The organism is Frigoribacterium sp. Leaf164, from assembly GCF_001423665.1.
GTDB classification, from domain to species: Bacteria; Actinomycetota; Actinomycetes; order Actinomycetales; family Microbacteriaceae; genus Frigoribacterium; species Frigoribacterium endophyticum.
The window spans coordinates 1,671,195-1,681,941 of record NZ_LMOX01000001.1; the positions used below are offsets into that span (position 1 = coordinate 1,671,195).

Consider the following 10,747-nt stretch of genomic DNA (forward strand, 5'->3'; position numbering starts at 1 on the left):
CCGCGCCTCCTCGGCCCTGCCGATCCGCCTGCGCGGCGTCGGGAGGCGCTTCGGCGAGCGCCCCGTGCTCGCCGCCCTCGACCTCGACGTGACGGCCGGCGAGATCGTCGCCGTGCTCGGCCCGTCGGGCTGCGGCAAGTCGACCCTGCTGCGCCAGATCGGCGGGCTCGACCAGCCCGACGTCGGCACCGTGCACATCGCCGACGACGCCGCACGACCGGTCGACCAGCGGTGCGCAGTCGCGTTCCAGGAGCCGCGCCTCCTGCCCTGGCGCACCCTCCGCGGCAACGTCGCCCTCGGCCTGCCCCGGCGACGGCCCGACGGGTCGTCGCTGAGCAAGGCAGCGAAGGAGGCGCGCCTCACCGAGCTCCTCGACCTCGTCCAGCTCGGAGCAGCAGGCGACCTGCGCCCCCGCGAGGTCTCCGGCGGCATGGCCCAGCGCGCCAGCCTCGCCCGGGCCCTCGCCCGCGAGCCCGCGGTGCTGCTGCTCGACGAGCCGTTCGGCGCCCTCGACGCCCTCACCCGGCTGCGCATGCAGGACCTCCTCCTCGACGTCCACGCGTCCCTGCCGACGACCGTCGTGCTCGTGACGCACGACGTCGACGAGGCGCTCTACCTCGCCGACCGCGTCGTGCTGCTCGCTGATCTCGCCGCGAGCGCCGGAGGCGCGACCAGCGTCCAGCGCATCGTGACCGTCCCCGGCGGCCGCCCCCGCGACCGCGACGCCCCCGAGCTCGCCGCCCTCCGGCAGGAGCTGCTCGAGGGCCTCGGCGTCCACCGCGCCCACGCCCGGACCGCCTGACAGGGCCCCGCCCTGGCCTGCCAGCCATCCACCCACGACCACATCACCCCACCAGACCACCCCACCAGCCCCGCCCCCGACAGCACGGAGACGACCATGACCCGCCACCGCACCTCCCCCTCGCGCCGCACCCGCGCCTCCTTCGCGGCCCTCGGCATGACGGCCGTCGCGGCGCTGGCCCTCACGGGCTGCGTCGCCGGCGAGGACTCCGACGGCGACGCGGCGGACGCGGCCGGGGGCGACGCCAGCGCGAGCACCGCCGAGTGGAGCGCCGACACCCTCGACGTCGACTTCGCCACCTACAACCCGCTGAGCCTCATCGTGAAGGACCAGGGCTTCATCGAGGACGCCCTCGGCGACGACGTCACCGTCACCTGGACCCAGTCGGCGGGCTCGAACAAGGCCAACGAGCTGCTGCGCGCCGGGGCCGTCGACGTCGGCTCGACCGCCGGCTCGGCCGCGCTCCTCGCCCGCTCGAACGGCTCCCCCATCAAGACGATCGACATCTACTCGCAGCCCGAGTGGTCGGCCCTCGTCGTGCCCGGCGACAGCGCGATCACCGACGTCGCCGACCTCAAGGGGAAGACCGTCGCCGCGACCAAGGGCACCGACCCCTACTTCTTCCTGCTGCAGGCGCTCGAGGCCAACGGCTTGAGCCCGCAGGACGTCACGGTGCAGAACCTCCAGCACGCCGACGGCCGCGCCGCCCTCGAGAACGGCAGCGTCGACGCCTGGGCCGGGCTCGACCCGATCATGGCCGCGAGCGAGGCCGAGTCGGGCACCAAGCTGCTCTACCGCAACGTCGACTTCAACACCTACGGGTTCCTCAACGCGACCGAGTCGTTCCTCGACGAGTCGCCCGACCTCGCCCAGGTCGTCGTCGACGCCTACGAGGAGGCCCGCACCTGGGCCGAGGAGAACCCCGAGCAGACCGCCGACATCCTCGCCGGGGTCGCCAGCATCGACCCCGCCGTCGCGACGAGCGTGCTCGAGCGCACCCACTTCGACGTCGACCCGGTGCCCGGCGACGACCAGCGCGCCGTGCTCGAGAAGGTCGCGCCCATCCTCGTCGAGTCGGGCGACGTCGCCTCCGAGGGAGCCGTCGACGACGCCCTCGACTCCCTCTTCGACGACACCTACGCGAAGGCCGCGACGGCGTCGTGACCGACCAGTCGCTCCCGGTCGACGGCCGCCGGGCCGAGTCGCACGCCGTCGTCGAGGCCGCGGCCGCGGACGCGCGCGCCGGCGCTGCTGCCGGGTCCGGAGCCGGGGCCCGGTCGGGCTCGCAGGAGTCGCGGGCCGGCACCCCCGCACCGGCCCGCTCCCGGCGCCGCGGCCTGGCACTGCTCGGGGCGATCCTGCCCGTCGCCCTCGTGCTCGCGTGGGTGCTCGCCACCACGGTCGGCGACGTCCCGGCCTACAAGGTCCCCTCGCTGCTCGACGTCTGGACGGCGGGCGTGCAGCTCGCCGGCACGGGGCAGCTCGGCCAGTACGTCGCGATCTCGGTGCAGCGGGTGCTGATCGGCTTCGCGGTCGGCTCGGTCGTCGGCCTCGTGCTCGGCGCGGTGGTCGGGCTGTCGCGGGTCGGCGAGGCGCTGCTGGCGCCGTCGATCGCCGCGGTGCGCGCGGTGCCGTCGCTGGCCTGGGTGCCGCTGCTCATCCTCTACCTCGGCATCGGCGAGGACTCGAAGATCACCCTGATCGCGATCGGTGCGGCCTTCCCCGTGTTCACCACGGTCGCCGGCTCACTGCGGCACGTCGACCCGCACCTCGTCGAGGCGGGTCGCGCCTACGGCCTCGGCCCCGTCTCGCTCTTCGCCCGGGTGCAACTGCCGGCCGTGCTGCCCTCGCTCGTGTCGGGCCTGCGGCTGGCGCTCGCGCAGTCCTGGCTCTTCCTCGTCGCGGCCGAGCTGATCGCGTCGTCCATGGGCCTCGGCTTCCTGCTCAGCGACTCGCAGGCGAACGGCCGCGTCGACCGGATGTTCCTCGCGATCATCCTGCTCGCCGTGCTCGGCACGCTCACCGACGCGGTGCTGAACCTCCTGCAGAAGGTCCTGCTCCGCCGCTGGCGCTAGCCGCGACGGCAGCGGCGGCGACAGCAGCAGCAGCAGCAGCGACACCGTCAGCGCCGCTCGCGCCCGCCCTTCGCCGGCCGCGGGAACGCCTCGCGCATGTGGTCGCTGGTCAGCAGGTCGCCGATCCCGATCATGATCAGCGAGAAGACGATCTGCTCGACGACCATCCAGAACGGGTACAGCCCGGGGATGGTCGCGACGACGAGCGTCACGATCGGGAAGATGCGGCTGAACAGCCTCAGCCGGGCGTACGCCCACCACCAGCCGAGCTGCGCCCGCCAGGCGAAGACGTAGAGAGTCGCGGTGAGGAAGAGCACGACGGTCGACCGGAACCACACCGCCCACGGCACGTGCTCCCCGCGGGCCGTCAGCACGGCCGCGATGAAGATCGCGGTGAGGCCGACGACTGTCTCGGCGAGCAGCAGCCAGCGGATGCCCATGAACGCCCGCACCGTGCGCGGGTGCTCCCGCATGTCTTCATGGATGACGTAGCTCGCCTGGCGCCCGCCCGCGAGGCGGTCCAGCCGGAGGCGCCGCCACAGCTCGTCGGCCGCGTCGCTCAGCCGCGTGGTCGCCTCGGCACCCTCCCGGGTTCGCACCACGCCGTCTCGCACAAGTCGCACGACCCCATCGTGCACCATCCCGCCCGCTACTCCGCCCGGATGTCCCACGGGTAGCCGTCGCGCTCGGGCACGAGCTCGAAGCAGGGCCCGAACGACATGATCTGGACGACGTCGCCGAGCATGCCGACCATGTAGCTCTGCGCCCCCGACCCCACGAGGTAGAAGCCGTCGCCGGCCTGGCGGGGGTCACCGACGACGACCGAGAACTCGGGGGCGCGCGCCCACGTCGCCCGGAGGCGCTCGGCCATCTCCTCGAAGTCGGGGGGCCGCGACACCCGCACCGTCGTGTGGCTCGCCCACGAGACGCCCCCGTTCGAGCAGTCCATGATGACGCCGCTCGTGTCGGGCTCGACGGCGAGCACCAGCTCGGCGGGCACGAACAAGGCGAGGTCGGCCTCGACGGCCTTGACGTCGACCTTGATCTCCGCCAGCGGCTGCCGCGAGATCGGCACCGGCGTCCGGTCGGCACGGGGCCCTGTCAGCATGGAACATCCTCCCGTCGCCACCGCGACCGCCGAGGCCACGGCGATGACCGCGACCGACCTGCGCAGCACCCTCATCGGGGCCACACGTCCTTGCGCTCGAGCTCCGCCAGCAGCTGACCGAGCACGAGCCTGTTCTCGACCTCGGTCGTCGCGACGAGGCCGTGGTTGGTCGCGAGCACCTCGAACCACTCCGAGACGGGCGAGCCGAGCTCGAGGGCCCGGTCGCCGTCGCTCTCGAACACCTGGTCCTCGAAGACCACCATCGACTGAGGGTCCCTCCCCTCGTAGACACCGCCGGTCGCCTGGGCCAGCCCGAGGGCGTCGCGGTAACGCAGCGAGTCGTACTCGGTCGACGGGTCGGGCTGCCAGTCGTCCACGGCGCCCGCCCCCGCGAGCGACACCACGTGGTCGTACCGGGCCCCGGCCACCTCCGAGGCCAGCACGTCGGCGAGGCCCCAGCTGTGCCCGACGGCGACCTCGACGGGCGGCGCCGACCGGAAGAGCGGGTCGGCGTGCAGGCCCCGCTGGAAGGCGGCCAGGCGGTCTCCCGACCTGCGGGCGTAGCCCTGGTCGTTCGCCTCGAGCAGGCCGGGCACGAGGCCCATCGTCTCCGTCGGGGCGACCACGCCGCCCCCTCCGGGGAAGCGGCCGTCCTTGTAGACGAAGGCGACGCTGTCGAGGGAATCGGTCTCGACGAGCCAGGTGCCCACCGACTGCGTGCCCCCGCTCTCCGCCCAGAACCCCGTCATCTCCGAGAACGTGCCGGGCACGTACGTGTAGACGCGCTCGGGCGGAGCCTCCCAGTCGCCGACCATCTCGACGATGCGGTCGCCCTCGCGGTCCCACGTGTAGAGCTGCACCGCCGGCGGCACCGCCGCGGCGCGCGACAGGTACTCGTTCTCCCTCCGCAGCGCCGTCACGAGCCCGTCCATCACGGCGCCTCGCTCCGGGTCGTCGAGCACCCCCGCGATCGTCCTCTCGTTCTCGGCGATCTGTCGACGCGCGGCGGTCCCGTTGGCCCGGACGCGGGCGCCCGGCGGCAGGCCGTCCAGCGCGCCGAAGAGGCCAGGCGCCCCCGCCAGCAGCGCCCGCTGCGCCGCGGAGAAGCCGTCCTCATCGAGCGCGACGTCGACGCCGAGCGACTCCCACCAGCCGCGCACCTCCTCGGGCGACGCCTGGCCGACGAGCACGGCCAGCAGCGGCACGTCGGCCAGCAGCGACGCCAGCTCGAACGGCGTCAGCCCCGTCACGACCCCCAGCGCACCCTCCGGGCTCGTGACGCCGCGGGCGGCGTCGGCGGCCTCGACGAGCGCTCCGACCGCTCCCCCGCCGTGCAGGGCCGAGAGGAGGCGGTGGTCGGCCGCCCGCCGCCGGTCGACGAGCTCGGCCCACCGTCGCCCCACCACGCCGAGCTCGGCGACCGCGTCGACGATCCGCCGCTCGAGGGCCGACCGCTCGACGTGCCGGTGATCGGCGGGCGTCGAGACCCCGGGCAGATCGACCCGCAGCTCCGCCTCCGCCTCGAGGACGACCAGGGTCGCCGACGCGTCGTCCCGCGCCTCCTCCGCCCTCGCCCGCGCCTGCTCGAGCAGCCGCTGAGCGGCGGCGATGTCGACGAGCTCCCTCGCGTAGCCCTCGAGGGCGGCGCCGTGCTCGTCGACCGTCGACAGAAGCACGTCGAGCTCCCGCACGATCGCCTCCGCCTCCGCGACGAAGGCACGACCCGACTCGGCCTGCCACGAGGTCGCCGCCCACTCGCCACAGCGCACCGCGTGGTAGCGCCCGAGGTCGAGGTCGTCGACCTTCTCCCGTCGCCGGCGCGCGAGCCGCTCGACCTCGCCGGCGTCGCCCCGCCCGGGGTCGCCCTCGTGCCCGGTCACCGTCGACCGCCCCCTGCCACGCCCGCCACGCCCGCCGTGCCCGCCGCCCCCGTCCGGCCCGCCACCACGCCCACCAGCGACTCGTCCGCCGCGCGCAGCTCCTCCGCGAAGCGGCGCGGCAGCCGCGCCGCGTCCGTGATCGCCGCGACCAGGCGGTCGACCCGGCGTGCCAGGTGGCGGCTCACCTCCGCGAGGGCGGCCGCGACCTCGCCCGAGCCGAGCGCCGCCGTGCAGTCGCCCGTCAGCTGATGCGAGAAGGGCAGGTCGTCGCGCGCGTGCGCCATCACCTCGGCCATCTCGCCCAGCGCGTCGAGATCGACGCTCACCCCTGTCGTCATGCCGCAGCCCTCCGCATCGTCATCGATATACGTCATGTGACGTACGGACGACCCTAGCAACATGAACGCCCGGCGTGGACGGGGTCCACACCGGGCGTCGCGCTCCAGCGGCTGTGAGGGGAACGGCCCGGAGGCCGCCCGGTCAGGGGCGCTTGCGCTTCTCGCGCACCCGCATGTTCACCGTGATGGGCGTGCCCTCGAAGCCGAAGATCTCGCGCAGGCGACGCGTGATGAAGCGACGGTACTGCGGGTCGAGGAAGCCGGTCGTGAACAGCACGAAGGTCGGCGGGCGGTTGGCCGCCTGGGTGCCGAACAGGATGCGCGGCTGCTTGCCCGAGCGCAGCGGGTGCGGGTGCTCCGCGACCAGCTCGGCGAGCAGGGCGTTGAACTTGCCGGTGGGGATGCGGGTGTCCCACGAGTCGAGCGCGAGCTCGAGGGCGGGCACGAGCTTCTCGAGGTGGCGGCCGGTGCGGGCCGAGATGTTGACGCGCGGCGCCCACGACACGTGGTCCAGGTCCTGCTCGATCTCGCGCTCGAGGTAGCGGCGGCGGTCGTCGTCGAGGAGGTCCCACTTGTTGAAGGCGAGCACGAGCGCGCGGCCCGACTCGAGCACCAGGTCGATGATGCGGAGGTCCTGCGTCGAGATCTGCTCGGTGACGTCGATGACGACGACGGCGACCTCGGCCTTCTCCAGCGCGGCCGACGTGCGGAGCGACGCGTAGAAGTCGGCGCCCTGCTGCAGGTGGACGCGCTTGCGGATGCCGGCCGTGTCGACGAAGGTCCACACGCGTCCGGCGATCTCGACCTGCTCGTCGACCGGGTCACGGGTGGTGCCGGCCAGCTCGTTGACGACGACCCGCTCCTCCCCCGCGGCCTTGTTCAGCAGCGAGCTCTTGCCGACGTTCGGGCGCCCGAGGATGGCGACGCGGCGGGGGCCGCCGATCTCCTCCTTCGCGACGGTCGAGACGGCGGGCAGCTTGGTCATGACCAGGTCGAGCAGGTCGGCCACGTTGCGGCCGTGCAGCGCCGACGCGGGGAAGGGCTCGCCGAGGCCGAGCGACCAGAGCGCGGCGGCCTCCAGGTCCTTCCGGGCGTCGTCGCTCTTGTTGGCGACGAGGATGACGGGCTTGTGCGAGGCGCGGAGCATCCGCACGACGGCCTCGTCGGTGGCGGTCGCCCCGACGTTGACGTCGACGACGAAGAGCACGGCGTCGGCGAGGTCGACGGCGATCTCGGCCTGGAGGGCCACGGACCGGTCGATGCCGATCGCGCCGGGCTCCCACCCGCCGGTGTCGACGAGGGTGAAGCGGCGCCCGCCCCACTCGGCCTTGTACGAGACGCGGTCACGGGTCACGCCGGGCTTGTCCTCGACGACGGCCTCGCGGCGGCCGAGGATGCGGTTGACCATCTGGCTCTTGCCGACGTTGGGGCGGCCGACGATCGCCAGCACCGGCAGGGCCGGCGCGTAGGTGAGCGCGTTCGGGTCCCACTCGCCGCCGTCGAGAACGTCGAGGTCGGTGTCGTCGAGCTCGTAGTCGGCGAGGCCGGCGCGGAGGGCGCGGGCGCGCTGCTCGGCGTCCTCGTCGGGGATTGTCTGGATCCGCTCGACCATCGAGTCGTCGAGCGCGGGGTACTTGTCGTCGTCTGCCATGGAGGCTCCTAGGAAGTGGGGGTGCTCGTCTGCACGAGCTCGACCACGGCCTGCACGGTCTGGTCGAAGTCGAGGTGGGTGGAGTCGACCGTCGAGACGCCGGGGGCGGCGGTCATGAAGTCGACGACCTTGCTGTCGAGCCGGTCGCGGGTCGAGAGCTGCCGAGCGGTCTCCTCGGCGCTCTGCCCGGTGACCTCGGCTGAACGCCTGGCCATCCTAGCTTCTTCGCTCGCCGTCAGCAGGATCCGCACCTGGGCGTCCGGCGCGACCACGGTCGTGATGTCCCGGCCCTCGGTGACGATGCCGGCCTTGTCGGTCGAGGCGATCACGCGACGGAACAGGTCGACCATGTAGCGCCGCACCTCCGGCACCTTCGCGACGTGGCTGACCGCGCCGGTGACGCGGGGCGTGCGGATCTCGTCGGTCACGTCGACGCCGTCGACGGTCACCGAGGAGGCGCGGTGCGGGTCGATCTCGATCGCGTACCGGAACGAGGGCAGCGCGCCCACGATCGCGTCCGCGTCGTCGAGGTCGACGGCCGTCTGCAGGGCGTGCAGGGCGAAGGCCCGGTAGGCGGCGCCGGTGTCCTGGTAGTCGAAGCCGAGGGCGATCGCCGAGGCGCGGCTGACGCTCGACTTGCCGCTGCCGGCGGGGCCGTCGACGGCGACGACGACGTGGCGGTGCACGGCCTCGGCGGTCTCGTCGCGCAGCTCGGCGGTGTGCGCCTCGCCGGCGGGGCCGCCGACGCCGTGCTCACCCGGCGAGCGCTCCACCCCGAGGTCGGCACCGGTCAGGTCGGCACCGGCGGGGTCCGCGGCGGCGGCGCCGTCCGCGGCGCTCACGCGACACCTCCGACGACGGTCCAGCCGCGCTGCTGCAGCTCGGCGACGAGCCGGTCTTCTTGTTCGGGCACGATGGACACCTCCGCGAGTCCGACCAGCGCGCCGGGCGAGTGCTCCAGGCGCAGGTCTTCCAGGTTGACGCCGATCTCACCGATCTCGGTGAGCAGGCGGGCGAGCTGGCCCGGCGTGTCGTCGACCATGACGACCACCGAGCGGAACTGGGTCGACTGGCCGTGCTTGCCGGGCAGCCGTGAGACGCCGGCGTTGCCGGCTCCGATGAGGTCGGCCACGGCGCGCCGCGCGCCGGGGGCCGAGGGGGCGTCGAGCGCCGTGACGACGCCGTCGAGGTCGTCGCGCAGCTCGCGGAGCACCGCGGCGACGCGCGGCGCGTTCGCCCCGAGGATCTGCACCCACAGGGCCGGGTCGCTGCTCGCGATGCGCGTGACGTCGCGCACCCCGCCGCCGGCCAGGGCGAGGGAGGCGTCGGGCGCGTCGCGCAGACGCGCCGCCGTGAGGCTCGCCACGACCTGCGGCACGTGGCTGACGAGGGCGACGCCGGCGTCGTGCTCCTCCGGCGTCATCTCGATCGGGGTCGCCCCGAGGTCGAGCGCGAGGTCCTCGACGAGGGCCGCGCGCCGGTAGCTGATGTCGTCGTGCCCGGCGATGACCCACGGGCGGCCGACGAAGAGGTCGGCGCGGGCCGAGACGGCCCCGCCGCGCTCGCGCCCGGCCATGGGGTGCGAGCCGATGTAGCGCGAGACGTCGGCGCCGAGCGCGACGAGCTCGTCGAGGGGCAGGCCCTTGACCGACGCGACGTCGGTGACCAGCGCCTCCGGGTGGGCCTGCAGCTCGCGGTGCACGATCTCGGCGGTGACGTCGGGCGGCACCGCGACGACGACGAGCACGGGGGCGTCGTCGTCGGCGGGCACGCGGCCGGCGCCGTAGTCGACGGCGAGCGCGCGCGCCGACGGCGAGACGTCGTCGAGCACGACGTCCACCCCGTGCTGGCGCAGGCGCAGGCCGATGCTGGTGCCGAGCAGGCCCGCGCCCACGACGCGCACCTGGCCGGAGAGGCGGCGGCTGCCGTCGACGAGGTCGCCGACGGTCACCGCCGTCGCCGGCTCAGGCAGCGTCGAGGAGTCGCGGGTCGGGACGGTCACGACCGGCCGCCTCCCCGGGGCCCACGGCCGTCGCCGTCGGGGCGGCCGCGGTACGGACGGTCGCCGCCGCGGTCGTCACGGCCGCCACGGTCGTCGCGGCCCTGGTAGCCGCCCCGCGAGGGCCCGCCACGGTCGTCGCGACCCTGGTACCCGCCCCGCGAGGGCCCGCCACGGTCGTCACGACCCTGGTAGCCGCCCCGGTCGCCCGAGCGGTCGTCGCGACCCTGGTAGCCACCGCGCGAAGGCCCGCCACGGTCGTCACGACCCTGGTAGCCACCCCGCGACGGTCCACCACGGTCGTCACGACCCTGGTAGCCACCACGGTCGCTCGACCGGTCGTCGCGACCCTGGTACCCGCCGCGCGAGGGGCCGCCACGGTCGTCGCGACCCTGGTACCCACCCCGTGAGGGCGCACCACGGTCGCCCGAACGGTCGTCGCGACCCTGGAAGCCACCACGCGAGGGGCCGCCACGGTCGTCACGACCCTGGTACCCACCCCGCGACGGCGCACCACGGTCACCCGAGCGGTCGTCACGACCCTGGTACCCGCCGCGGTCGCCCGTGCGGTCGTCGCGGACGGGGTAGTCACGGCCTCCGCGGCCGGCGCCGGGGCCACCGGCGCGGACGCCGGAGGGACGGCCCGTGCGCGGATCGCGGTTCGCGTCGCGGTTCGGGTAGCCCGCCGCGCGCTCCTCGCCGGCGCTCAGCGGACGGTCGCCGCCCCGCGACGCACCGCCACGGTCGTCGCGGGAGACGAAGCCCCCGCGCTCAGGACGCGAGCCACGGTCGTCGCGCGACACGAAGCCACCGCGGTCGGGCCGCCCGCCACGGTCGTCGCGACCCTGGTAGCCGCCACGCTCGGGGCGTCCGCCCCGGTCGTCGCGACCCTGG

Annotated in this window: 10 protein-coding genes and 1 pseudogene; 3 read left to right on the forward strand and 8 right to left on the reverse strand. The window is 74.4% G+C overall.

The window, feature by feature from the left end; translation table 11 throughout:
* Nucleotides 1-112 precede the first annotated feature (112 nt).
* From ASF82_RS07500 to ASF82_RS07510, 3 genes are all read left to right on the forward strand, one after another.
* The gene (locus ASF82_RS07500; protein ID WP_369814265.1) at nucleotides 113-802 is read left to right on the forward strand and encodes an ABC transporter ATP-binding protein; all 690 of its coding nucleotides are present in this window, start codon (nucleotides 113-115) and stop codon (nucleotides 800-802) included.
* A 96-nt stretch (nucleotides 803-898) separates the two neighbouring features.
* The gene (locus tag ASF82_RS07505; protein ID WP_056055388.1) at nucleotides 899-1,966 is read left to right on the forward strand and encodes an aliphatic sulfonate ABC transporter substrate-binding protein; all 1,068 of its coding nucleotides are present in this window, start codon (nucleotides 899-901) and stop codon (nucleotides 1,964-1,966) included.
* Nucleotides 1,963-2,877, forward strand: coding sequence for an ABC transporter permease (locus ASF82_RS07510; protein WP_082514394.1), 915 nt, complete (start codon nucleotides 1,963-1,965; stop codon nucleotides 2,875-2,877). The genes ASF82_RS07505 and ASF82_RS07510 overlap by 4 nt, the downstream gene beginning before the upstream one ends.
* Before the next feature lie 47 nt (nucleotides 2,878-2,924).
* On the opposite strand, the gene ASF82_RS07515 is transcribed toward ASF82_RS07510, so the two are convergent.
* The 8 genes and pseudogenes from ASF82_RS07515 to ASF82_RS16100 form a co-directional block, all read right to left on the reverse strand.
* The gene (locus tag ASF82_RS07515) at nucleotides 2,925-3,500 is read right to left on the reverse strand and encodes a hypothetical protein (RefSeq protein WP_369814260.1); all 576 of its coding nucleotides are present in this window, start codon (nucleotides 3,498-3,500) and stop codon (nucleotides 2,925-2,927) included.
* Nucleotides 3,501-3,526: 26 nt separating this feature from the next.
* Nucleotides 3,527-3,985, reverse strand: a complete 459-nt coding sequence (locus ASF82_RS07520; RefSeq protein WP_156369945.1) for a hypothetical protein — start codon at nucleotides 3,983-3,985, stop codon at nucleotides 3,527-3,529.
* 71 nt (nucleotides 3,986-4,056) lie between these two features.
* A complete protein-coding gene (locus ASF82_RS07525) occupies nucleotides 4,057-5,865 on the reverse strand; it encodes a hypothetical protein (protein ID WP_056055393.1) in 1,809 nt (602 codons plus the stop codon).
* Entirely contained in the window at nucleotides 5,862-6,203 is a 342-nt protein-coding gene (locus tag ASF82_RS07530; RefSeq protein ID WP_156369946.1) for a hypothetical protein, read from the reverse strand. Before ASF82_RS07530 ends, ASF82_RS07525 begins: the two co-directional genes overlap by 4 nt.
* A 142-nt stretch (nucleotides 6,204-6,345) precedes the next feature.
* Entirely contained in the window at nucleotides 6,346-7,854 is a 1,509-nt protein-coding gene (der, locus tag ASF82_RS07535) for a ribosome biogenesis GTPase Der (RefSeq protein ID WP_056055401.1), read from the reverse strand.
* A gap of 8 nt (nucleotides 7,855-7,862) precedes the next feature.
* A complete protein-coding gene (gene cmk, locus ASF82_RS07540) occupies nucleotides 7,863-8,540 on the reverse strand; it encodes a (d)CMP kinase (RefSeq protein WP_056056002.1) in 678 nt (225 codons plus the stop codon).
* Between the two features lie 152 nt (nucleotides 8,541-8,692).
* Nucleotides 8,693-9,805, reverse strand: coding sequence for a prephenate dehydrogenase (locus ASF82_RS07545; RefSeq protein WP_056056004.1), 1,113 nt, complete (start codon nucleotides 9,803-9,805; stop codon nucleotides 8,693-8,695).
* 47 nt (nucleotides 9,806-9,852) lie between these two features.
* Nucleotides 9,853-10,747, reverse strand: a pseudogene (locus ASF82_RS16100) (hypothetical protein); the annotation flags it as partial.

Bases quoted from the DNA above. Each gene is read 5' to 3' on its own strand.
- ASF82_RS07505 (WP_056055388.1), top strand. From the start codon at position 899: ATGACCCGCCACCGCACCTCCCCCTCGCGCCGCACCCGCGCCTCCTTC.
- ASF82_RS07520 (WP_156369945.1), bottom strand. From the start codon at position 3,985: ATGCTGACAGGGCCCCGTGCCGACCGGACGCCGGTGCCGATCTCGCGG.
- der (WP_056055401.1), bottom strand. From the start codon at position 7,854: ATGGCAGACGACGACAAGTACCCCGCGCTCGACGACTCGATGGTCGAG.
- ASF82_RS07530 (WP_156369946.1), bottom strand. From the start codon at position 6,203: ATGACGACAGGGGTGAGCGTCGATCTCGACGCGCTGGGCGAGATGGCC.